The organism is Arachidicoccus sp. BS20, from assembly GCF_001659705.1.
Taxonomy (GTDB): Bacteria; Bacteroidota; Bacteroidia; order Chitinophagales; family Chitinophagaceae; genus Arachidicoccus.
The window spans coordinates 1,848,367-1,872,941 of sequence record NZ_CP015971.1 but is presented as its reverse complement, the minus strand read 5'-3'; the positions used below and the strand labels follow the sequence as shown (position 1 = coordinate 1,872,941).

22 protein-coding genes are annotated in these 24,575 nt (G+C 40.8%); 4 read left to right on the top strand and 18 right to left on the bottom strand.

Going from position 1 to position 24,575, the window contains the following annotated elements:
• Positions 1-9: 9 nt before the first annotated feature.
• Together A9P82_RS08405 and A9P82_RS08400 are read right to left on the bottom strand one after the other, a co-directional pair.
• The gene (locus A9P82_RS08405; RefSeq protein WP_066206659.1) at positions 10-981 is read right to left on the bottom strand and encodes a tyrosine-type recombinase/integrase; all 972 of its coding nucleotides are present in this window, start codon (positions 979-981) and stop codon (positions 10-12) included.
• A gap of 39 nt (positions 982-1,020) precedes the next feature.
• Positions 1,021-2,664, bottom strand: a complete 1,644-nt coding sequence (locus tag A9P82_RS08400; protein ID WP_066206656.1) for a hypothetical protein — start codon at positions 2,662-2,664, stop codon at positions 1,021-1,023.
• Between the two features lie 143 nt (positions 2,665-2,807).
• Here A9P82_RS08400 and A9P82_RS08395 point away from each other — a divergent pair, with 143 nt between their 5' ends.
• The gene (locus A9P82_RS08395) at positions 2,808-3,140 is read left to right on the top strand and encodes a helix-turn-helix domain-containing protein (RefSeq protein ID WP_066206653.1); all 333 of its coding nucleotides are present in this window, start codon (positions 2,808-2,810) and stop codon (positions 3,138-3,140) included.
• A gap of 66 nt (positions 3,141-3,206) precedes the next feature.
• On the opposite strand, the gene A9P82_RS08390 is transcribed toward A9P82_RS08395, so the two are convergent.
• Positions 3,207-3,656, bottom strand: coding sequence for a hypothetical protein (locus A9P82_RS08390; protein WP_156522633.1), 450 nt, complete (start codon positions 3,654-3,656; stop codon positions 3,207-3,209).
• Between the two features lie 18 nt (positions 3,657-3,674).
• Positions 3,675-4,508, bottom strand: coding sequence for a HEPN domain-containing protein (locus tag A9P82_RS08385; protein ID WP_066206650.1), 834 nt, complete (start codon positions 4,506-4,508; stop codon positions 3,675-3,677).
• A 143-nt stretch (positions 4,509-4,651) separates the two neighbouring features.
• On the opposite strand from A9P82_RS08385, the gene A9P82_RS08380 reads away from it, so the two are divergent.
• A complete protein-coding gene (locus A9P82_RS08380) occupies positions 4,652-5,023 on the top strand; it encodes a helix-turn-helix domain-containing protein (protein WP_066206647.1) in 372 nt (123 codons plus the stop codon).
• 175 nt (positions 5,024-5,198) lie between these two features.
• The gene (locus A9P82_RS08375) at positions 5,199-5,711 is read left to right on the top strand and encodes an O-acetyl-ADP-ribose deacetylase (protein ID WP_066206645.1); all 513 of its coding nucleotides are present in this window, start codon (positions 5,199-5,201) and stop codon (positions 5,709-5,711) included.
• A 31-nt stretch (positions 5,712-5,742) separates the two neighbouring features.
• On the opposite strand, the gene A9P82_RS08370 is transcribed toward A9P82_RS08375, so the two are convergent.
• The 13 genes from A9P82_RS08370 to A9P82_RS15645 all read right to left on the bottom strand — a co-directional run bounded on the left by A9P82_RS08370 (position 5,743) and on the right by A9P82_RS15645 (position 22,833).
• Entirely contained in the window at positions 5,743-6,039 is a 297-nt protein-coding gene (locus A9P82_RS08370) for a hypothetical protein (RefSeq protein ID WP_066206643.1), read from the bottom strand.
• Positions 6,040-6,041: 2 nt separating this feature from the next.
• Positions 6,042-10,055: a DUF6443 domain-containing protein gene (locus tag A9P82_RS08365; protein WP_066206640.1), complete on the bottom strand. Its 4,014-nt coding sequence runs from the start codon at positions 10,053-10,055 to the stop codon at positions 6,042-6,044.
• Positions 10,056-10,146: 91 nt separating this feature from the next.
• Positions 10,147-14,076, bottom strand: coding sequence for a DUF5977 domain-containing protein (locus tag A9P82_RS08360; protein ID WP_082915280.1), 3,930 nt, complete (start codon positions 14,074-14,076; stop codon positions 10,147-10,149).
• A 10-nt stretch (positions 14,077-14,086) separates the two neighbouring features.
• The gene (locus A9P82_RS08355; protein WP_197492131.1) at positions 14,087-15,460 is read right to left on the bottom strand and encodes a T9SS type A sorting domain-containing protein; all 1,374 of its coding nucleotides are present in this window, start codon (positions 15,458-15,460) and stop codon (positions 14,087-14,089) included.
• 66 nt (positions 15,461-15,526) lie between these two features.
• A complete protein-coding gene (locus A9P82_RS08350; RefSeq protein WP_066206631.1) occupies positions 15,527-16,420 on the bottom strand; it encodes a tail fiber domain-containing protein in 894 nt (297 codons plus the stop codon).
• Between the two features lie 189 nt (positions 16,421-16,609).
• Entirely contained in the window at positions 16,610-17,431 is an 822-nt protein-coding gene (locus A9P82_RS08345; RefSeq protein WP_066206629.1) for a hypothetical protein, read from the bottom strand.
• Positions 17,432-18,325: 894 nt separating this feature from the next.
• Positions 18,326-19,225, bottom strand: coding sequence for a DNA-methyltransferase (locus A9P82_RS08340; RefSeq protein ID WP_066206623.1), 900 nt, complete (start codon positions 19,223-19,225; stop codon positions 18,326-18,328).
• Complete coding sequence (locus A9P82_RS08335; protein ID WP_066206620.1) at positions 19,226-19,792, bottom strand: hypothetical protein; 567 nt, start codon at positions 19,790-19,792, stop codon at positions 19,226-19,228.
• On the bottom strand, positions 19,786-20,628 hold the full coding sequence (locus A9P82_RS08330) for a type II restriction endonuclease (protein ID WP_066206617.1): 843 nt from the start codon (positions 20,626-20,628) through the stop codon (positions 19,786-19,788). The genes A9P82_RS08335 and A9P82_RS08330 overlap by 7 nt, the downstream gene beginning before the upstream one ends.
• The gene (locus A9P82_RS08325; protein ID WP_066206615.1) at positions 20,612-21,535 is read right to left on the bottom strand and encodes a DNA adenine methylase; all 924 of its coding nucleotides are present in this window, start codon (positions 21,533-21,535) and stop codon (positions 20,612-20,614) included. Before A9P82_RS08325 ends, A9P82_RS08330 begins: the two co-directional genes overlap by 17 nt.
• A gap of 293 nt (positions 21,536-21,828) precedes the next feature.
• Entirely contained in the window at positions 21,829-22,146 is a 318-nt protein-coding gene (locus A9P82_RS08320) for a hypothetical protein (protein ID WP_066206612.1), read from the bottom strand.
• Between the two features lie 86 nt (positions 22,147-22,232).
• Positions 22,233-22,409 carry a hypothetical protein gene (locus A9P82_RS15420; RefSeq protein ID WP_156522632.1) on the bottom strand — a complete coding sequence of 59 codons (177 nt, stop codon included), beginning with the start codon at positions 22,407-22,409 and terminating at the stop codon, positions 22,233-22,235.
• 10 nt (positions 22,410-22,419) lie between these two features.
• The gene (locus A9P82_RS15645) at positions 22,420-22,833 is read right to left on the bottom strand and encodes a DUF6934 family protein (RefSeq protein WP_066206609.1); all 414 of its coding nucleotides are present in this window, start codon (positions 22,831-22,833) and stop codon (positions 22,420-22,422) included.
• Between A9P82_RS15645 and A9P82_RS08310 the strand changes: the two genes are divergently transcribed.
• Positions 22,811-23,656, top strand: a complete 846-nt coding sequence (locus A9P82_RS08310; protein WP_197492130.1) for a RagB/SusD family nutrient uptake outer membrane protein — start codon at positions 22,811-22,813, stop codon at positions 23,654-23,656. The genes A9P82_RS15645 and A9P82_RS08310 overlap by 23 nt on opposite strands.
• Positions 23,657-23,798: 142 nt before the next feature.
• Here the strand turns inward: A9P82_RS08310 and A9P82_RS08305 are convergent, their stop codons facing one another.
• Positions 23,799-24,197, bottom strand: coding sequence for a hypothetical protein (locus tag A9P82_RS08305; RefSeq protein ID WP_066206605.1), 399 nt, complete (start codon positions 24,195-24,197; stop codon positions 23,799-23,801).
• Positions 24,198-24,575 lie beyond the last annotated feature (378 nt).

The window sequence follows — 24,575 nt, the reverse complement described above, 5'->3', positions numbered from 1 at the left end:
TATGTTTTATTATTCCACTTTTAATTCTTCATTGATTAAGTGCGTATAAATCTGCGTGGATTCAAGGCTGCTGTGTCCCAAAAAATCTTTTATCTTTTCCAAGCCCATGCCGCGCGCCAACAGGTGCGTGGCAATACTGTGCCGCAACGTATGCAAACCGATTTCTTTTTGTTGCAGGCTTTCTGTTGCGGTAATCGCAATCAGGTGTTGCAAGCATAACAACAGCATTTGCCCGCCCAATCGTTTGCCGCTTTTGCTGCTGACAAAAAAGGATTCTTCTTTATTATCCCTGATGAGTATGGGTCTTGCATCATACAGGTAAGTGGTAAGATGCTCTAAGCCTTTGCTGCTGACAGGTACAAAGCGTTCTTTGTATCCCTTGCCTTTGCGCACGTGTACCAATGAACTTTCTATGTGGATGTCGGATACATTCAGCTGGCAGCCCTCGTTTCTTCTTAGCCCGCAGCCATAGAATACGGCAAGCATGGCGCGGTCTCTCTGTTGTAAGGCAAGATGCAGTTCTTCATTGGTTCCGCGCCGCTTCCTCTCATAAGGTTGTTCGGTCGCTTGGTATAAAAGATGTATTTCTTTTTCAGTAAGTACGGCGGGGATTGCATCAAGGATGCTTTCCTGCCGTATGTTGAGCATCGGTATTTTTAACTTGCCCGTTTGTCGCAGGTATTCGACAAACTTCCGTAACGCCTGTAAATTTTTATTGAGGTGCTTACTGCTTAATGTGCCTGCACCGACCATATAGTTTTTCCGTTGTTTCAGCTCATCATAATAATACGCCTTTATCGCTTCTGCGGTTATATCCTGTAAAGCGGTTTTGCCTTGTTGCTCTAAATAATGCAGCAAGCCTCTGACCTGTATCGGCATATAATACACGCCCTGCCAGGCGTAACCCAATGCTTCGAGCCATTCCTTAAAACTTTGCTCCACATAACGGTAAGCGGGCGAACGGACAGGTAAACGTTTCATTTTTTAATATTTTTTTTGCCTTGCTTGCATTTTACAATATCATTGGTCGTTTGCGCTTAAAGCCTTTGCTGGCTTGCGTTTCAGTGCGCCATTTTCTTTTTGGCGCATGGGTGGCGCACCGGCTTGCAGGTTCTGTAAAATAGTATCCAGCACGCTGCTGATACTGTTTTGCAACTGTACATATTTTTCATAGCTGACGATTTCATAGAGATAACCTTGCTGTTTTTTATCGTCCTGCAATCTGATGTAACCGTTTTGTAATAGCTCATGGTGGTAACGCCTTACGGTTGTTGCAGGCAGGCGTAAATGTTTGCGGATGTCGCGGTTGGTAAACGTGCTTTCTTTTTGTTCCTGCAAAAATTGTTTGAGCAACTCAAAATAATTTCTGGTCGCGCCGCTTAACTCATCGGCTTTGCGCAAGAGGACGGATTTCATGAGCTTGTTGGCTTCGGCAATATCTTCCAACGTAGTGCTGATAAAGGTTTCGCCTGTGTTCGGGTCGGTGTATCTTTCCCTTTGGTGCTGATGATAAAACGTTACGGCTTCGATAAATTGCAGGTAATGCGCATTGGTTCTTCGCGGCTTGAACACTTCACTCGGTATCTGTAATAATTCCGCATAAGGATTGATGACCGATACTTGCTCTAATAACCGTTGCGTGTTTTGCAAAAATTGTTTGGTGTTGTTTTCTTCCGTTTTATTGATGCGCCCTGCCGATACGGCGCGTTGGTATTGCATAATGTTTTCATCCTGTGTTTTACTCTCGTCTATGTAAATCAAAAAAGAACGGTTGGCGTTGTCTTCGTATATCTTTTCCTGCGTGGTACAGCCTGCCACGCTCACAGGTCCGTTTACTTTAAACGTAATGGTCTTGGTTACGCCCTTACTGTCTTTGAGTGGCACTAACTTGATGATGTGCTTCTTGCTGATGAGTTCGCGCAGCGCATACAGCACAGGCTCTGCGCCGTCCATGTCTTCTATCAAGATTAATTTGTGTTGTAAATCGTATTCGCCAAAATAATACAGTGCGTTGCTGGTAAGGCTGGTGCTTTCTATCTTATCTTCTTCGGGCATGAGTTCGGCGACCTTTTCCTGCAAGTGGCTTTTGCCCGCGCCCGAACTGCCAAAGCTGATGACGTGTAAAGGGTTTGCGCGCTTGCGGCTGGTAAAAATGATATACATTAAAAGACGGTTGCTTGCTTCGCCGATAACGCCGCTTTGCCCGATGAGTTCATTGGTTCTTTGCATTAAGTCCGGTTGCATTAAAAAATTCATCGCCGCTTCTTTTTCTTCGGGGGTCAATATCTTCCGGGCTTTTACTTTTTCCTGTTGGCTGGTTTCGATTTGTTGCAGGCGGTACAACTCCAACTGTCTTGTAATGTCGGCAATGGCTTTGGTCAATGGCAATGTGCCGACCTCTAAACGTTCTGCGGCTTTACGGATGAGTTTTTCTGTTTGCACGTCATTGTATAAATCCAAGTTATGGTTCACAGGCAACGCGGCAATATCGGGATTGTTCATGTAATGCTCGAACTTTCGATTAATGACTTCTATACGCATCGTTACACGCAATCTGTCCAAGCCGTCCATGCGGATGCCGCCAAGTATCGTAAAGCCTAATTCTTCCGTGCAGTACGTGATTGCATTAGGATTTGTAATGTCTATGAGGATGTCTGCCGCCATGTGGATAAATATTTAATCTGACATATTTATCGTAAAAGTAGCAGATTTGTTAGAATTACACAAATAAAATAGTTCTTGTTTCAGTTATTTATATCATCTAATTTTACAAAACACTTATTATATCAGCATCTTAAACGATAAATATGACTTTCGGCGAACACATAACGACCCTGCGTAAACGTAAAAACCTCTCGCAAAGCGAGCTGGGCAAAACGGTAGGAACAAGCGGCGATATTATCGGCAAGTATGAACGCGATGAGGTAAAACCTTCGGTAGAAGTAGCGGCAAAAATCGCTGATGCGCTGGAAGTGTCTTTGGATTATCTGGTGGGTAAAACAACCGTGGAGATTGACAGCAAAGCCCTGAACCGTTTGCAGGATATTCAAAAATTAAATGAGCAGGATAAGGCTACCGTCTTTGAGATGGTGGATGCTTTCTTACGCGACAGGAAAGCTAAAAAAGCGTATGCTTCGTAAAAATTTATACATCACAGTAAAACAACAAAGCCCGGCAAGCCGGGCTTTGTTGTTTTACTGATAACACTATTTTTTTCGCCGGATTTTCCGCCACCATTTTTTAAACCAGTAATTGTAATGTTTATTCCGCCATTTGGCATACAGGTCTATCATTTTCGAGTTGCCTTCATCAGGCCACGAGACGCCGATGGCATCCAGCTCTTTAAACATCGTCCGTATATCATCTTCGGTGTAATAATCCTGCCCGTACCCATGCGCTATAAAATAATCCACTAATTTTTCTTTGGCTTTGTCCCGCCCTTCACGCTTCCAGCTTCCGCAAGACAGGTTGTCCATAAAATCGGTTACAAGGTCATCAGGCGGTACGTTTACAAGTTTTGCTATCAATAAAAAAGAATACGGCAATATGTCCTCCCATTCAACGTATCTGCTGTAAGCGCCTGTTTGCCATTTGAGTTGCGGCGGGCGTTTTTTTCTTATCCTTTTTAATTTGGCAGATGGAAGCATTGGTCTCATGATAAAATATTTTACGGTTTATAAAGAGGATTGTATTTGCCTGTCCAATATTTCCAAGCCTTTAAGGCAAAGTTTCCTTGCCATTTCAACAAAAGTGCTTACACGTTCTCCCACCGTATATGCGTCTTTTTGCCCTACTTCAAAACCGCGCTTGTACCTTGTCTCGGAATAACTTTTCATCAAGAGGGAAAACAACCTTTCTTCTTCCGGCGTTTGGGTAAACAAGGTTATCGGCTCTTCGGAAAAACACCGGCAAAGATTGATAAGCCTACCCAGATTGTGGATGTCTGCACGGTAACCTATATGCACGCCGAGCAACGCAATACAGGCTTGTTCAACAGTCTGGTGCATGAGGAATACCGCGGTGGTATATTTTCCCTTTTCGAGACTGAACGCCGATGCTTCATTAAAACTTTTAGATAATTCGTAATGGTATAAATACTGTTCCCTTGCCCTATAAGCGGTTTCGTTACTGATGGTTATCCCGGGATTGATTTCCTGTACCGGTGCTGCCCCGTCTTGCGTATAACAAAGAATACCGTTGGTGTAAACGCTATAAAAGAAACGGCTTTGCTTTTGCAGGGCTTCCCGTATTGTCCCTTTGCCATGGGCAAGAATGGTTACATATCCTGTCGTAAAATGCCGGTTGGCAAATTCCTGAATCCCATGTTCTATCCGTGTATCTTTTTGTGTTACTACCAAAAGGAAGTAGTGATAGACAAAGTTGTTTGTATTGTCTATAAAACAGCCGGAAGCGCTGTATTGCGTGGTTACTTTAGCAAAGCAGATAACCCATACCGGCGTATAGTTTTCAACAATTTCTTTTATAAGCGGGGAGATAACGGCATCCATGATATTTGTTTTCTACACAAGTTCGAGCGCGTAAAAACGGTATCCTATTCTTAGAGCAGGTACTTTACAGGATTGCCAAAGTATTTTAGCGGATGCTTTACAGCCGTTTTTGTTATTTTTGTACGAACGGCAACACACTTAATATGGAAAAAACAATACATCAGGGAAGGAACATTAAACGTTTTCGCGAGATGCTGGGCATTAAGCAGGAAGGGCTTGCCTACGGGCTTGGCGAGGACTGGAACCAAAAGAAAGTATCTACACTGGAGCAGAAGGAAGTAATTGAACCCGATGTGTTGCAGCAAGTCGCCGCTATCTTAAAAGTGCCTGTGGAAGCTATTAAAAATTTTGATGAAGAAACGGCTATCAACATTGTTTCCAGCACATTCAATGATAATGCTTCTATCAATTACTATCCGACATTTAATCCGATTGATAAAGTCGTGGAACTCTACGAACGCATGTTCAAAGAAAAAGATGCTATCATCGAAAAACTTTTACAAGAGAAAAAATAATAAAGAAGTGGCAGTTTCAAAAGTCCGAGACAACCATTTTTATTCAATAAGGTAATGGAACATAAAAATCAAATACGCGATTCTCAGAGTTTTCAAAAAGATTTTGAGACAGTTTCTTAGTTTTTATGTTTATCTCTAAACTGCTTATTGTAAATAACAAACATTGTTGTGTATAATGGTTGAACTAATAAAAGGCAATATTACTAGAATAGAAGTTGATGCTATTGTCAATTCAGCAAACACATCACTACTTGGTGGAAGTGGCGTTGATGGTGCGATACATAAAGCAGGTGGAAAAACTATACTTGAAGAGTGCCAAAAAATAAGAGCCAAACAAGGAGGTTGTAAAGTTGGCAACGCTGTAATAACAACAGCAGGAAAACTCCCTGCAAAATTCGTTATCCATACAGTTGGTCCAGTGTGGAATAACGGCAAAAACAACGAAGTGAGTTTACTATCATCAGCATATCTCAATACCCTTAAACTTGCATTAAATAATCAAATCCACTCTATTTCATTTCCAAACATTAGTACTGGAATTTATAAGTTTCCGAAAGAAAAAGCGGCTAAAATTGCTATTGAAACTGTGTTTAATTTCTTAGAAAGAACTGACAAGATAAAAAAAATAATCTTTGTTTGCCATGATGATGAAAATTATGAAATTTATTCCAAACTTCTAAAACAATAAAATTCTTAATACTAAATACGATACTTTGTTGTTATTGCTCTATAATTAGCTCTTCCAACAGTTTGAATGTTTCTTCTTTCTCTTGTCTTTGGTGTGGTTCTAAAAGAACATTTAGTAGCTGTTCTTCTGTTTCATAGTTCCACACAAAAACACCTAACCATTCTCTACTCCAAAAGTCAATATTACCACCTATTTTTTTTGAATTAAACTCGACTTGGTTTAACGAACCGAAATCGCCCTCTTTAAAAAATCTGTAATTAAATTCATAGCCTTTTAATTTAGGAGCTATATTATTTTTAAACCATTCAATATCTTTTACATCTTCCATAATTATTTGATTTCTAGGATTGGTGAAAGGTTTTGAATTTGCGGGAGGAGCTGTCCCCCTTGTTTCTGCAAAGCTGCTTGCATCGCTTGCCCAGCATTTGGGCCAATTGCCTTGAACCAATTTGCTTGCCCCCCCTGTAAAAGACTGTTTGCAGGAACTTGAAACTCTGCATAAACTGACCCTTTTGATGCTGCTTGGAATGCATCTGCTCCTCCGATTGAAACAAAAGTCTGCCCCCCTGCACCTTCTACCATTTGTCCTGTGGTAGCCATCGTTTCGTATTCCGTTACCGACATCCAACGCCCCACAGTAATCATTTCACCTCCCTCTGCTGCGATTCCAACGCCTTTAGTCGCAGCCAGCATCGTAAGTTTCAAAAGAGCATAACTTCTTAATGTCGGCGCAGTATAATAGCTCGCTGTACTTTTTCCAGTAACAAATTCTAATAACCACGAAAGAGGATTATACTTAATATTAAAGGTATGTATCCATGGATGAACTGGCGATAAGTCATTCCATGTATGATACTGGCTGATAGTAGCAATAGACGGCATATATGGTCGCATAGGAAGTGGGGCGACATGGTTGACTCTTGTGTTGTCACTACCATTTAACCCAATATATCCACCACGTGAAGAAGTGTTTTCAGAACCAGATACAACTAAATCTGGCAGGTTATTAGCGGGACTCTTTGTTCCAAATCCAGGCGTATTTTCAGGATGAGTAGTTCTAATTGTATCTAAACCAAATGGGTCATTGGCAAAAATAGGATTATTGTTGGCATAGGTATATGCTGACCAATCTTGAGAAGATTCCGCTAATGCGTCAATTTGCCAAAACTTTCCGAGTTGCGGGTCAAGTATTCTAAATTTAGTCGAATACAAATTAATGCCAAAATCTTCCTGTAATTCTGTCCCTTGATTAAACAAGTACTTATTATGCAGTGGATTAGTTTCCTGTGTTAACCCTATTGCCTTTTGTTGGAGACCGAACGGGTAATAACTCGTAGCTTCGAGAATTGGAGAACTTACATTGTAATCATCCGTGATAACCATACGTGTATTACCTAAATGGTCTTTCAGCATATAATCATACACCCAAACCCCCGCCCCTGGAGGGGAGACCCTCGCCCTGCCTTCACTTGTGCCAAAGAACTGTAGTGTATCATTTTGGTAAACGCTGCTGTTAAGGTATAATGTTGTTGTTTTCCTCGCCGGAAGTACCGTACTGTCTATTGTGATTTTACGGAGCTTGTTACCACTTGCATCATACGTGTAATAAATACTTCCTTTGCCACTTACCCTGATAACCGAAGGTAAATTTAAGTAGTTATAACTAATCGAAGAAATATTTTTATTGGCATCGCTAATTAAATTTCCGTTGGCATCATACGCATAGTCATTGCCCGTGTTTGTCCCGTCCTGGAAGTCGCCCAGATTTTCCGTTGCCGTGCCGGCAGCAGCATCCGCAACTTTTGCCAGTTTGTTGCTGTAACTGTTGTAAGTATAAGTCAGCTGGTCAATAAGGGGAGAAGAGCCATCGGACTTCAGCCCGTACTGGTACATCTTTGTAATGTTGCCGTTGTAGTCGTAGGTAAGGTTATTGACCGTATAGTTGACAGGGGAAGTGCTGAATGCGTGCCCGACATACTGCCCGAAATTGGCGGCAGTTAAACGGTTGGCGGCATCGTAGCTGTAATTATACTTCCTTGCCTTGCGGTCATTAGCGCCTTTCCATATCATCCCGGCGATATTGCCCGTGTACTGCAAGCCTCCCCAGGTTCCCCCGAAATAGGGATTTTTATCATAACCCAACTCAAAGCCGAAGTAATTGGTATTGGGGTAAGTAACCGTTTGTGCCGTTTGTGTTTCTTCGGTAAACATTTCCCCGCTCTCCGTTTGTGTGGACTGTCCTGTAGTATTGGTGGTATCTGTCGAAGCAATGGCTTTGGCGTAAGCACGGTTCACACCCAGCAGCCACCCGCGGATGTTGTAATCAAAAGCCTGTGTTTCTAACGGTGTGGTGTTGTAGGTGGTGGCATTTGTCCGCCTGTTGCCCAGCTTTTTATTCTTTACCTGTCCCAAAGCATCGTACTCTATCTGCGATATGGTGGCATAAGCCGTCATGGCATTATTGTTCACTTTGGTATTGCTTTGCCGCATTTCAGTCTTGACGAGACGGTTCAGGTCGTCATAGGTCATTTTGGTAACCACCAGCGTGGTATCCGCTCTTGTCCCTTTCTTCTGCTGCCAGTTGACCACAATAAGCGGCTGCCCCGCCCAGCTGTACTGCGTGGTGGTTACATCAACACCGCCGGTAATGTTCCTGCTTTGTGTCTGGATAACCCTTCCTTTATCGTCATAGATATTGACCGTTGCCACAAATGCCGCAGGTGTGCTGTCCTGTATCTTCTGCTCCGTCCATGTAACCATGCCTTTGGTGGTAATGGCGCTGTTTTGTTGCGGCATCACAGGGTAAGGGGCTGTTGTGGTGCTGGTAGCCGTAAAATAACTGTTCCAGGTTGTTTTATAGGTACCGCTCAATCCGGAAGGTATGCCGTTATAGTCGTCGTAATGCGTTGCCGTCAGCAGGTTGGACGAAGTGGGTAATGTAGCGGGATAAGGGGTTGTTGCAGCAGCAGCCCCGGTCAGCAGGGTTGTAAACGCCGTGGTCGTGCTGTCGAGCCAGGTGGTATCGGCACGGTTCAGGTTGTCATACCTCGTTACGATCCACTTGTGCTGTGTCCGCAGGTCGGCATCCTGTGTCATGACCAGCCTGTCCCTGTTGTCATAGACCATATACACCGCACCTGCTCCCGGCACCTGCTTCAGTATCATGCGGTTTCTGCCATCGTATTCATAACGGAAGCATTGTTGGGATAAAATGGTGGTATTGGTAAGGTTCCAGTTGTTGGCAGCCAGCCACTGCACGCCGTGCGGCTGTACCACGCAGCGCAGGTTGCCCAGGTCGTCGTAGATATAGTACGTACACATCCAGCCGGTATGGTTGCTGCCGCTGCCATCATCTGTAACGGCTGTTGAAAGCTGTACTTTCTTGAGTACTACCTGCCCGTCTTTGTCTTTAAACTCGATGACCTGCTTGTTGTTTTCATCGGTAGTAATATTCTTGTACAAAGTACCTGCCGCATAGATACCGGGCGTTGTGTAACTGCCCCAGCTGCCTTGTGCAGGATAGGTGCAGTTCCAGATACGGACGGAGTCGGCGGTCGTATTGCTCCAGTAGCCCTGCTGCACACCCCTGCCGGCGCCTTTCCAGCTGTTGCCGGGAGCCATTGTTTTCAATACCCTGTTCAGCGGCGAGGCTTCATAAAGGATGCTGTCTGTGGCATTCTTGCCTGTTTCTCCCTGTCCGGTAATGGGGGCGCTGCTGCTGCCGTACCATGCAGGTTGTTCACTTAGTGCATTAGGTTTATAACTGCCGTCGTTGCTGTTTGCTACATAAGGCAGGTATTTGTTGACTTCCCTGCCGAAGCCGTCATATGCTACGGGTGTTACCAAATCGCCTGTTGTGCCTGTTGCCGTTACCAAAGAGCCTTGCTTGGCGACCGTCTGTAAGGGCCTGCCTAAACCGTCGAAATACTGTACCGTGAGCTTAACATCGGAAAGCTGTTTGGTAATGAGCGTATTGGGGTCGCTAACAGGTGCAGTCGCTGTCCAGGATGCAATATAGTTCTGGGTAGAGGATAAGGAAACAGGTGCGGTCGTAACGGGAGGGTTCTGACCGCCGCTATCAACAGGAGGAGTGCCGGAGGAGATAAAAATATGTACACTGTGCCCATTCGTATTAAAACCACCGGTCAGCGTGATAGTACCATTATTATATGTAGTGATGACAGATTGCCCACTATAACTGTTTAAAGTGATGTTTTGCGCTTTGACAGCCTGAAAGCCGAAAGCCCAAAACAGGAAGCCTAATAAAAGGGAAAAGCAGGTTGCAGGCTGAACGTGCCCGGTGTTTTTGCTCCTTGTAGCCTTATTCGGTATCAATCGAAACATAGATAGTATATTGAAGGGTACTGGTATTTTGGTTTCTGATTCTATTGCCGATAAAAAACATGTATTTTTCCTGCTTATCATATTAATCGTGTTATTGCTCCCGGTAATGATAATCGTATCTCTTAATCACATTGCTGTCTTTATCCTTCGTATCTTTTAACCTGCCGAATCCATCGTACTCGTAATACTTTGTATTACCTGTATGGTCGGTCATAGATATCAAAGGATAAGAGTATGTAGATGCTTGTGACTGATTAGTATAAGCCCTTTCGATCTTCTGTGATTCAATAAGGTCAACAGGAGCTTGACTTTTTGCTTCAGCAGAAGTACTACTGCTGCTGCTGCTTTCATCGCTTATATATTCAATAAGGTCAATGCGAAGCGGGTCATTGGGGTAATTGATAAATGTTACGTTAGAGAGGTTAACAGCCGTGTCAGTAATATCTGTTGAATGACCGGTTCCGGTTCCTAATTCAAAGAAAATCCGGCGGGTATTGCCCGTTTTATATACTCTCACATTGTATAATCCTGTATCAATTATATTATTCAGAAACCCGCGATGAGATTTCGGAATGGCAAAATCATAGGTTGTGCCTATAAGCAAATTGGTTAACTGAATATGCCAACCAGAATCGTTTAAATAATCATTGCCATTAAACGCCACCAAGTACTTTGAATTTATGCTGCAATTACAATGGGTATTGGCATAATTCTGTCCGTTTTGTTGTATATCCTGCAATGCAAGGTTATTGGCTGCGGCTTTACTTATGCCGGAAGAATAGCTGCTTTCAGGAATCGTATAGTCAATACTGCCCGCAACATCATAAGAAGGACAATTATTTCTGGTAAATGTTTGGGATTGTTGGTCATTGTAATATAAGTCGTGTAAAACATTATAATTGATTTTCTTTAATACATGCATGTCATTATCCAGAATTGTTATAAGGCGCCCGAGATTATCGTATTGATAAAAAGTATTATTGCCTTGCGGGTTTGTTGTACTTGTTATCCCTATTCCGGGCTGGTAGGTGTACGTCCAGACCTGTGCGCCGGTCAATCCGGTACGCAGCTTATTGAGTTCGGTGCGCATAGCGGCGTCGGTAGTGGAAGGATTATCCAAAACAGATTGGTTCACAAGCGCTGAAGCTGCCGTATAATTACTTCCGATAATCCTGGCTACCGGGTACAGGCTGTTATACCCCCACAAATAGGTTTCCCTTACACTGTCGATGCCTTGCTGCTCCCGTATATTAAAATAGGTGTCGTAAGAAAGAATCTGTTTCACGGGAACGGCAGGATTGTCTCTGGTCGCCGTATATAAATTACCGGGCAATAAATTGCTTCCCTGTAAAAATTCCTGACGTACTGTCTGTGCCAGGCTTCCGTTTATGCTGTCCGTAGTTTCAACAACGGGAGCAATACGTCTCAAGGCGGTAAGGGTCGTCAGGAAGCTCTGTTGCGAAGTAGAATAGCCCGGTACGGCAGCGGATTGATACGCATACCAATAGTGTGTTATTTTTGAAAATCCTCTGCTATCTGTCGTAGTTGCTGCTGTTTTATATAGGTAAGCAGGATCATAAGTATAAGCTGTTTGTGTGGCTACATAGCCGGAGTTGGAAGGCTGGTTGTACAGCGTATCTTTTTCCAAAGTAAGTTTATTGGCACCCGTTACAATAGAATAATCCATGTGCGCATATTTGCTGATGCCATGTTCGTTCGTATTAGTAACTTCAGTCCCGCCATTTAGTGGATACATGCTGTAATAACGTAAGTAAGTTTGTGCGGCAGGTATGGGTGCTTTAGGGTAAACAGTATAGGTATATGTTTTACTCTGAACAGGATAATAAGTGCCGTTTGCATAACCATATTGCTTTACGGATAGAGGAATTATTGAATTCCAGTCATTTCTCGCATCCGCGGCAATAGGGGTCATATTTACCCAGGTAACGTCTGTTGAATTAATGCGGTAACTGTAAACCGTTTTACCTAAAGGAATATTGTCTCTTGCCGAGATATCATATTCAGTTACCATCGGATAAAGGACGGCAGCCCCGAAAGAAAATGAATTATCCAAAAATGGCCTTGAGTTGATATAGGTATTCTTGATAAAAACATTATATATGTCTGATGAGTTAGTAGTGTTTACCCATTGCTGGAACATAAAATTGCTGCCATAATTGTGGTATTTAGTTAATCCCCAGCCATTCTCCGTAGTGGTGCCGTAGGTATATCGCTTAACCAGTGAATCCTGCCCCTGTGCCGTAACATAACGGATGCTTTTGATACGGTGCCCGCCGCCATATACAATCCTGCCTGCCTGTGCAGGGGATTCATATTCATTTTCTTCAAAAGTAAAAATCGCTTTTCCCCCGGTCGGATAGGTTAACTGTGTTAAGATTCCGGGTATTGTATAGGGTGGTTGTGTGGTTTCCATATTGCTACCCACCTCCATCCATGTTGGACCGGAATTGAATGTGCCGATATGCGTGCTTACAGTATCGGAATAATCGCCTGAATAAGTATTGTAATAATCCAAGTGATAAACCAAATGGGGAACCGAAGAACTACCCGATTTCCAGTAACCCCAATAATCGTTTTGGTAATTGTCATATATACCGAAAACGCCATTATAAGATAGTCCGTAGCGAAGTCCCGGCTGGGTGCTGTCGCTGCCTGTTATGATTACGGAATCCAGTAAAAAACGCTTGCAATATTCGTCATAGAGTCCTCCAGCCATAGGTATCGGCTTGCCGCCATCATCATTGCCTATATATCTATGCTGAACCAGTTTCACAACTTTAACAAGCCTGTTTCCTGCGTAAACTCTGATACTTGTTAATTGATAATCAGCCGAGTAAGAAAGTTCTATTCTGCCGCCTCGGAAAGTTATTGTACTTAGTACTTTTTCAAATACAAAATTATTAGAGTAAATACTGGCTGCGGAATCTCTTCCTAAATCTCCCAGCATTTGCCACATATATTTATGTTTACCGTCTGTCTGACTTGGAGTCGTGCTGGTCATGGATACTTTAATATCGTCATTGGCAGGGGCGCTGCCCAGATCATAGGGGAAATCGAAACTGCTTACATCAAAATCCCCGGTATGCGCATAATTGGGGCGCATCACTCCATAACCCAGAGATTGAGTCCCTCCGGGTAAACTTAAGACCTGCGGTTCTTTTTGATTGATTGTGTAATCATTGTTACTACTAAACTCAGCTATCTTCCATTGTTTGTTGAAAAAGGGAACCATCTCTGCTTTTTGGTGCGAGCCATAAGTAAAACGAATCGTATCTCTGGTATCAAAGGAAATAATCTCTGCTATTTTCCAGGCGCTCAGGTTGATAAGGCTATCTGATTCATTAGTACCTGTATGTTCTGTTAAGAGTCCCGAATGGTCGGCATATTTTCCAAAATAATAGCGTGTACCATCGTCATCGGTAACTACAAAACTGTTATCGTCCGTACGGTCAATTGCTATCGCAGCGTAAGGTAATGTCGCAAAAGAGCCATTGCGTGTATATAGAAATCCGCCGCTCTTACTAAGCAAAGAATAAAAAAAGTCATCTGGCTGCTCATCCAGCCCACCTGTGGAAGCCGAGTAATAATAAGCGTCTGAGGTGCTCCCAAACTGACTGTTAAAAGGATATCCTCCCTGATTGCTATCATCTGCTTTTCCATGTACAGACCTGGTAATGCCTAAGTCCGGCGTTAAAGACCATCCCGTACCGACAATACCGGATAATTCCGCAGGTTTTACTTTGCCTACGTGATAATTCAGGCTGAATGGAATTTCTCCCATCTTCGTCTTTATACTAAAAAGGGGTATGTTTATTTGGGGGGCACCGGTAACATAGTCTATCGGATAATTCTGATACAAGGCAATAGTACTTGCTTCCGGTGAAGCAATTACCATCCTGCTGGCTGTCGTGCTTGAAAGACCGATTTGACTGTATACAATACTATTCAGGAACAATAATGCAATAAAGAGAACCGAAAAATAAAAAGCCGCTTTCCTCATATATAATTTTTTATTTTTTAATCACTTTTGCTTCCACACTTCCTCCTTGATACACCAGCCTCAGGATGTAAGTTCCACCCGCGATATTTCCCGGCCGGAGTGTAATGGTATATTGGCTTGCATTCAGGATTCCATCGGAAGACTTGCTGTACACCATCTTACCGTCAATCGTCCATAACTGCACATCGATGTTACTTGGTGCAGACAGCTCAAACTTGACACTGACCTGTGTACGGAAAGGATTGGGATACACCTGTAACAGCTTTGCCGTGATTTGGTTGCTGTTGTTGTTCTTGCCTGTACTGTCTTTGCTTCCATCCTTCGTCTTCGTCGTATTGTTATTGGTTGCATTACCGTTATCCGCACTCGTCCTGACCAGCGCCACAAACAAAGGCTTCGACGGTTCATTCCGCTCCGGGGAAAACATATTGATGCTTCCGGCAAGGAACACGCTGTCGTCTTTCCTTACTAAACTCAGCGCAGCATCCCGGAAATTATACGTAACGGCTCTGTTGATGCTGTAATGGTCTTTTCTCCGGTACTTTGTATCGGCAAATACTAAAGAGTCCTTGCCGAGGGTTGCATGTAGTATCGCCGTATCCGCCCCTTCTTCCAGCCATTGACCGCTTAGTCCGGTATTGGCTGCTGAAGATGATGCATCGCCGGCTTCAATACTTAAATGCAGCTTTTTGCTGCTGACCACATATTTACCGCTCCAGTCATACTGGATGATATAACCTTCATAATCTCCCTGTATGACGGAAGAATCGGGCAGTTCGGCTTTTACGGGGATAAACTGGTTTAAGACGGCTTCCTGCGGCAAGGCAGCATTGTGTATTTGCCGTACCAGTTTCTTTGCATCGTTATTGCTGTTTTCAGGCGTTTTGGCTTGCAGTTCCCATACAGCTTGTTTGTAACCTAAGTCTGCTGCTTTTGTCAGCCAGTACTTTGCGGAATCTTCATTTTGTTCTTCGCCGTAACCGTTTCTCCAGCACAGCCCGTAGAAATACATACTGTTTTCCCTGCCGGTGTAAGCTCCCTGCCGGAACAGCCTTGCTGCCAGTTCATAATCCTGTGTGGTGCCCAATCCTTTATAATGCAGGTAACCTAAAGCGTAGGTGCTCTGCGCATCGCCTAATTCGGATGCCTTTTCAAAATAATAATAAGCTTTGTCGAAATCCTGCGCCACGCTGTCGCCGTCCTTGTAGCGCAATGCGAGCGCATAATATTTTTTGACAGCTGCTAAACGGGCATTGTCAGGATTGCTATCGGACTGTGATACCGTTACAACAGGATGTATAGATTGGCTTGCAGCTTTATACGGGCAATAGCAGCATAAACAAATAAGAGTGCCATAAATGTTTTTGAGTAACAATCGCTTCAAGATGGAAATATTTGACATTAGGTTTGCTCTTTAGCTTTGGGTTCGCACAACAAAATCTTTTTTTTCTTATTGTATATTGGTATCTGCTGCTTTATTTTTATCTAATGTTGAAGAATATACATACTTCTCTGCAGGTATTCCAGAAGGGTCTGTCGCCGATTGCTGTTTTACCGCACTATATTGTTTCTGTAAGGCCGAACCGCCTGAGAGATAATAAGCGCCCATCGGCTCCGCCTCATTTGCAACAGGTAAATAAGTCAATCCCGCCTGAATATTATTTCGGTATATAGCAGCTCCGTTATTCATGCTGGTCGACGTTTTATGATTTGATGTTAAACTATCAATACGGGATTGAAGACTATCTACTTTGTCTGAAAGCTCTTTTACCGCCTGCGTAAGGACAGAAACTATGGCATTATAATTAAGCATTTTGACATCTGAAGTGGTATCGATAAAATCATTAACGGCGTCCGGGATGACCTGTTCCACATCTTGCGCAATGAATCCAACATCTGTTGCAGGCTTTCCCTTGGCTTTCATCCTTACTTTGTCGCTACCCATCCGCTCTCTCCAGGTAAACGATACGGGTTTTAATCTTTTTATTTTGTCTAACCCGCTGGTAAGCGGCAAAATATTCATCTTTGCCCTTCTGTCCGACATCGTGCTTACACTCTGTACCTGGATGGTATTAAAAGTAGATGTTTCAGTATTATAAAATACAATCTGATTGCCTGTGCCTGCAATTCTCGGATTGGAGGTAGATACATTCATTTCAAGAAAATCACCGGGCGAAGATGAGGAAGTAAAATAAAATCCATAACCGTTAAAATTGGTGGTGTATGCACCATAAGGACTTACATTGCCAAATGTCAATGTACCATTGGAATTATATTGTAACTGCGCATTTGTGCTTACAATAGTTCCTAACAACGAAAACAATAACAAATAAAACTGTTTCATAAATTTATTTTATTTAAAAAGGTAAAAGCAGATTATTTTCTATAGCATTGCCCCGTCAACAAGGGAATCATTTACATACCCACAAGCACTCGAAGTACATATGAGTAGGGTTCTTAACCTATATAACAGTAAACGAATAAATAACAAAGGAAAAAATTATACTCTCTTTATGCGTTCGGTTTTTTGTGCTTATTTATGTTCAGCATCATTGATTTTGGTTTCCAGCTTACGCATCTCTGCCTGTAGCTCTGCCATCTCAGATTTCTGGGTATCATAGCGCTTTTCTAACTCTTCTAATTGTCCCGATGTTTTTTTCAAAAGCGAATCCTGCCGGATTCCATATAACGTAAGCTCTTCAATTTTTTTAAGCAGCAGCGCATTTGTTTGACCGAGTAAAAGCCCATTTGCTTTGACTTCTTCTGCTGAAGGAACATCCGGCAAACGCTTATTGATAAGTATATAATCCTTGACTTCTGACAAGGGTCTTAACTTATAGTTATCGTCAAAAACATAATCAGCCCAACCCACTGAATCAACTTTGACTTCTTTGGTATGTATGAGACCATTTACATCTAACAGGCTTTGGGGATTAATGGTGCCAATCCCAACGTTGCCATTGGGTCTGACAGTAAATCCCTGCACAATCGCCAGGGTAGAGGCAGAACGGGAAATAACGGTATTCGGACCCGAAGGCATGGATAATTCGTAATTATTAGGAGTATAATTACGGGCGAACGCCAATAATGTGTCGGACGCCCGGCCTCGAGGTACGATTGCAGGGTAGTTATTCACAACCTTATCCGTCGTGTCATTTTCAAATGAATTATACAATGTATAATTACCGTTAAGGTAATGAGCATCAACAGATGCCAGCTCAAATGCTTCCGGATAGGCATTCCTAAGGTTAGCAACAGCAGAATTTGGACTGATCCCAGCCGCCCATTGTTGGGCGTCGCTACCAGAAATACACATACTACTCAGAATAATACATACGGTTAAATATTTTTTCATATACGAACTATATTTTAGATGAAAACATGCAAATAGGTTGTATTAGCAATTTTAGTAAAAGAGATATAAGCCGTTTGTTAATAAGATTGGTCATAAAATAAGGTATCAATTAGCTCTTTTGTACTTGTCTTAGGCTCTTTTGCCCGTAATTCTTTCTCTCCACAACCGGTTGGGTTATCCAAGCCTAAACATATTTTCATAAACAAAAAATCAACTCCCACAATTAACTTCTATTCATCAATTACTTGCTCACTGAAACCAAGCAGTTCAAAGCCGGGTAGCAGTTAATTTGTTTTGCACTGATTATTTCTGTCAAAGCCCAAACGCTTTTATTTTTCAAATTCATCAACCTGCATTTTGTCGATTATTTATGATGCGTGCGGACATACCATGACGTAATTTCCTTTAACAGAATTGACAATTAAACAAAATTTTCTAAAATTATTTCAAAGTAAACAGAAAACATATTTGATATTCCCCCTTTGCAAAAGACAGGCAGCTCGGTCACAATATATTTTTATTTGTTCATATTGATTGTTTTCCTTGCTGTTGAACCTGTGCATGTTCCTTCACTTTGGTATGTCAAATGTGAAGGAAAGCCCTTCACAGTCAAAATATTTTCGACGAAATTTCAGATTTATCCGACGAAATAAACGATTCCGTCGATAAAGTAAAATAAGATTGAAGGAGATTTACTGCTTTATGTAGGATTAGATAGCAATTCTTTTTGTATCGATTATTCCCTGTCAAAGCCCAAAAGCTTTTATTTCCAATTTTACCAACCTCCATTTTGTTGATTATTTATTATGCGTGCAGATACGTACCGTAGCGTAAAAATGCCTCTAATGGTTCCAGACTTTTTCGTTATGAGGATGTTGTGAACAGCTACCGATGTTAACAGATCGCCCGTTTTTGGTTAAAGTTTATTTCTGATTTATATTCAGTTTTTGGTTCTTCGACGAGGAATAATTCAAGTTCTTTTTTGTCGTTGAAACCACCAATTTTTTGTCTGTATGTCGCTGCAATTTTAGGATTCTCAATTTCTAATTTTCTGTTTTTGCTGATTGTCAAAAAATCTTCTTCCTGGTCAATTCCTAAAAATCGTCTGTTCAACAAGTTTGCAGCAATACCGGTTGTCGAACTGCCCGCAAATGGATCTAAAATCCAAGCATTGGGTTTGGTCGAAGCCAAAATAAGTCTTGTCAAAACGGATAAAGGCTTTTGTGTCGGATGCTTGCCACACGTTTTTTCCCACGAAGCAATGGCTGGCAATTTCCAAACATCTTTCATTTGTTTGTCGCCATTCAGTTGTTTCATTAGTTCATAGTTGAAATAATGAGGAACTTTTTCATTTTTTCTTGCCCAAATAATTTGTTCGGTTGAAAACGTAAAGTAGCGACAAGAAAAATTTGGCGGAGGGTTGGTCTTTTCCCAAGTCACGATGTTCAGGATTTTGAAACCTAATTCCATCAAAATTTGTCCAACTGAAAAAATATTGTGTATTGTTCCGCTTATCCAAATAGTTGCGTCATCTTTCATTTTGTTACGTACCAATGAAAGCCATTTACGATTAAAGTCGTTGATAAATTCAAATCCTTCTGATTTATCCCACTTTCCTTTATTGACACTTACAATTTCTCCGTTTTGAATAGAAAGCCCGTTATTCGATAGAAAATAGGGAGGGTCGGCAAAAACCATATCAAACTTATGTTCAAATTCAGGCAAAAGCTCCATCGTATCTCCATGAAGAAGACAGAAATCTTTGTCCGAAGATTTGAAATAAGGTTTAAGCATTTATCTTCTATTATGTGTTGCTATGGAAACAATTTTGTAAATGTCTTTATGTGCTTCAAGTGCTTTTAGTAAATTCTTAAACATAAAAGCCGTTGATAAATTAGTCTTTTCTTGTATCATCAAAAGTTTTGCGATAAGGTAAAGAAACTTAATGCTGTATTCTCCTTTATTTGCTAATTCGGGATATTTAACTGCTTCTATATTGGCTTCATTTTTTAATTTTTCTACATCTAAAAGCAAGTCTCTTTCTTCATCTGTTTTTAATGGTTGGATTTGATTATCCCATAAATCAATTAAAAATTGTAAAAACTTTTTGGTTTCATTGTCATTATGGTGCATTTTAATAATTGCATCTACTGCCCAATGTATATGTTTTGGCGTTCTAATTCTCGACCAACCTGATTTTGTACTCTCATCTTTTTGTCTATATCTGAGTAATAAGTCATAATCAGACAAAGCCCCTTGATAAACGCCTAAAATATAAGTGTCGTTTACTTCAACAATGACCAAAGGTTCAACTCCTTTGATTTTCATATGTGGCGTTTTATGTACTTTGTTTTTTACCATTCGCTAATTATTTGTTCTTCTTGAATTTTCTTGATAAAATCTTCAAGCGTTGTCAAGTTATACAAACTTGGTATGATGTTGTACGCTTCTTCCAATTTGTTCTTTGCTGAAAACCAACCTTGTCCGTCTGTTATCCAAACAAATTCGTAGTTTTTGTATTGATTTATTTTCGGCGCAACATCAGAATAGGCTCTTGCAGTTTCATTCAGTTTTGAACCACCACCATTGTAATAATTGGTTTCAATCAGATACGTTTTCTTTTTGGTTTTGATGACAAAATCAAAACGTTTTACATCTGCTCCCAAACTGATAATTTCTGGAAATATCGTATTGTTAACTTCCTTTTTATAGAAAACTCCTGCTTTGTCGAAAATAAGTGAAACGGCTTTTGACATATTGTCGCCACCTCTGTTTTTTCTTGCATTTGTATCTAAACCAACCTCAATTCCAAAAACATAATCAACTAAATTGGTAACATCTTTATTTCTAAAAATTTCTGCCAAACCTGTTTCTTCGATGTATTCCAAAATCAGTTCAGGCGAAGTGAAATAAGTGTCCAACAAAACAATTTCGCCTTTGTTGTTGAATGTCTTGGCGTTTTTATTTTTACGAATAGCAATCAAGATGTCCAAAACTTCAAAGACTTTCGGATTTTCTTCATAAAGCTCATTTACGGCTTCTTTCAAATTCTCTTTTCCAATCAGGTAATTTAACTGATTGAGTTTGATTGCAATTTTGTTTACGTTGCTTTTTATTTTCTTGAAATCCGTGAAATAATCAAGCGTTGCATTAGTTTCCGAAAGTTGCGATAAGAAGATTTTAAATTGCTCTGACATAATTTTTGCTATTCACTTGATTGGTTATTAGTAACTCTTTTAATTTTCCTCTCTTTTCAGGATTTGCATTAATGTTCCTTTTTGCTTCAACCCTTTGAATATTGAAATCTGAATACAAATTGTCAAAGAAATTATCGTTTTCATCTTTCCCTTTCACATCAGAGTTGCTTAAAATCCAAGTATGATTTAGCATATCCAACTTTGAACAAAATTCTTTTAATCTTACTTGCTCGTTATCATTAAACTCGTCTTTTGCATAAGAGTTGAAACTCGAAGTTTCGCTTAATGGTTTGTATGGCGGATCGAAATAAAAAAGAGTATTATTGTCAGCATATTCCAAAGTATGTTCAAAATCTCCACATAAAATTTCAACTTTTTGTAAGGCTTCGCTAACTGCTAAAATGTTTTCTTGGTCGCAAATTGTCGGTTTTTTGTAACTACCCATTGGAACATTATATTCGTTCTTTCTGTTCACTCTGTACAATCCATTGAAGCAAGTACGATTGAGAAAAATGAACAAAGCAGCTTGTCCGCTTTGTGTTTCTTTTCTTGAATTGTATAATTCTCTTTTTTGGTAGTAATAAAGTTTTTTGTTGTCTTCATTACCTTCTAAACTATGATACTCGTTTTGCAAAATTTGCAAAATTGAGATTAGTTCGCTTGGTCGTGAAGCAATGGTTTTGTATGTGTTTATCAGGTCTTTGTTGATGTCGTTAATTATGGCTTTTTTCAAGTTTGGGAAGTTGTTGAGTACCCAAAATAAAACTGCACCGCTACCAACAAATGGTTCAATGTAGGTATAATTTGTATGTGCTATGTTTTTAGGCAGCGCTTTTTCAATAACGCCGATGAGCTGTGTTTTGCCGCCTGCCCATTTCAAAAAAGGTTTTGCCGGTTTTCCTGCCATTACTTTAATATTCGGTTATATTGCTTACAAATTTACGGTTTCTGAACTTGTTGTCAATCTCAAAATAGAAAAACAAAACTTACAAGCCATTCAAGGCTAAACAGCAATTCGTTTTATATCGATTATTTCCCGGCAAAGCCCAAAGCCTTTATTTCCAATTTTCTCAACCTGCATTTTGTTGATTGTTGATGATACGTGCGGACACGCACCACGGTGTAAAAATTAGATAGATTTCTCCGAATAAACAAAAATGCCCTCAGAAGAGGGCATTTTTGTTTATTACTTTTAAGAAATCAATGTTTCATCAAAACGGCATTTTTAAGAAGCTCATTTGCTTTTTTTAACTTCTCGGGAAATAATGATTCTTTAGCTGAAATCCTTTGCTTCGTAATCATTACCACACCTCGCTCTTGAGAGCGCGTTGTTTTTTTTGCTTCTGCCTTAGTGGGATTTTTAGAAACCGTATGTTTTTTAACCGCTTCCATGACTACAAATTTAAGAAATTCTCTGAATAAAAAATGCCCCCCTTTGTATTGGATAGCAATTTGCTTTGTCTCGTTTATTTCCCTGTAAAGCCCAAAGCTTTTATCTTCAATTTTCTCAACCCGCACTTTGTTGATTTGAAATTTGGGGTACTTACACTCTCAACAAAAATGCCCTCTTTCGAGAGCATTTTTCATTTATTTTTTTGAAGAAATCAATGTTTTATCAATACTGCATTTTCAAGCATCTTATTTACCTTTTTTAATTTATCGGGAAACAATGACTTCCCTGCGGGTATCTCACTTTTAGTAATGTAGATTACATCTTCTTTCACAGCAACTCTTTGTACTTTAGAATTTTTACGGACGGTATGTTTTTTTTCTGCTTGCATTTGTACAAATTTAGACAATTCTGCGAATAAAAAAAGCTAAATATTCTGTTTCACTTTTGGGTTCAAATATCACTTCTTTATAATGACCTTTTTCCAATATAAACCCTGTGATAATAAATTCTTCAGAAAATTCAACATAGTATGTTTTAAGAATACGTCGATACAACACTAATCGTTCTGGCGTACTTCCCGTAAAAACGACTTTCCCATACGGACGTAACCGGGTAAATTCTTTTAAGATATGCACTACGGTTGCTAATACTTTAATGATGTCTCCATTATTGGAATTTACCGAATCATCAACAGAACCATCGGGTAACAAATCCCCAAAGCCAAGATTATATAAGCCTGCAACAGAAGTAGGAGTAAACTCCACAATCTTTCCAATATGCTTTTTTCCTTTGCTGATAAGAGCATCCAACAAACAATGCTATGAACAAGTCATTAATGATGCCAAAAAAGCAATCCCTTTATTGCCTGAATACCCACTACATGTTTTCCGTCCGTCCAAAGGTGCTGCTTACGGGCTTTTGGCAAGATGTTATTTATCCATGCGGGATTACAAAGATGCATTGGTATATGCCGATTCATGCCTGCAACTAAACAACCAGTTGATAGACTATAATTCCAATGATGATTTTAACGGTAGTATTTCTGCAAGCTACCCATTTAAACAATTCAACAAGGAAACTATCTTTTACACGGAAATGAACCTTGAATTCAGCTCATTAGTTCTAACCATTTCAAAACCAAAAATTGATACATCACTTTACAATGCCTATGATACAACCGATTTAAGAAAACAAGCCTATTTTTCCCCGGGAAGCAATGGTTATCCTGCATTTAAAGGGAGTTATGCGGGAAGTTATTATCTGTTCACGGGTATCGCTACCGATGAAATGTATCTCACAAGGGCTGAATGCCTGATAAGGGTTGGCAATATACAACAAGGATTGGATGACCTTAATACATTATTGGCAAAAAGATACAAGACAGGAACTTATACTGCGGCATTCGGCATCTCAAAAGACAGCGCTTTAACATTGGTATTGAATGAAAGAAGAAAGGAACTTGTGCAGCGGGGGCTACGGTGGATGGACATCAAAAGACTAAACAAAGAAAATGCAGCAATCATTATAAAAAGGGTAATAAACGGCAAACAATATACTCTTCAGCCAAATACGGCATTTTATGCTTTGCCAATACCGGACGATATCATCAAGCTAAATAATATGGAGCAAAACTAAAAATAAGGACGCCTGAAAATAGGCACCATATGAGCAATGCTATAAACAACACTATAGGTTTATTCGTTACCTGAACAAAAAAGGACTGTCCAAAATATGGGCAGTCCCTGAGTTTTCCTCAATCTGGATGAGCATTACTATGCTAATCATCCTGATTTGCGATAACAGCATCATCTCCCGCAGCAGTAGATGTTACTTTGGCTATTCCTCCGCTCTCAAGAGCTTGGATAGTGAAAGACGAATCCAGAGTAGGAGTTGTTGTTTCCTCGCCATCCACATAGCCCATACCACCCGGTACTGTAATACTACAAGCTTTGTCCAAACCTGCACAAGGTGCAGGCGCTGCGTTATAATGCCAGTTCGCTAAATCCTGAACGGCATCGGCGGAATAATCTGTTCCACCGGGAGGTGCATATTCAAACGTGTATGTATCATCCACACCTTTTGGATGATGTACCTGCTTAAAAGCGCTGGTGGTAAATGCCAGCACTACGCCCATTGCCATCGCAGCAAAAGGGGCGATTTTCTTTAACTGTGTCATGTTTATAAAATTTAAAAGTGAACAAAAAATGCCATGCACTCGATTTTAAGTGTCGCAACGGCGGTTAAACAATAAGACCTGCTTCTTGTCAGGCGTTAGGTCGTTTGCCTGTTTATTCGCGAATAATATTTTAAACACTTTGCTCGTCATGCTGAAGTTGTTTCAGCATCAGATGCCGTGGTTCGTGTCCCCACGAACCATAAATAAACGCAGTTGGTCGTGATGTGCCTGCTGTTCCCTCCGCTGTTCGGGATTTGCAATCCCGAACCCGTAATTTGCTCCGTGTCTCTTATCCTCCGTGCTCTCTATGAGAAACCTTGCTTGCATCTTTGTCCCTTTGTGTGAAATAAGTTCCCCTGTCTGGCAATAAAACAATGC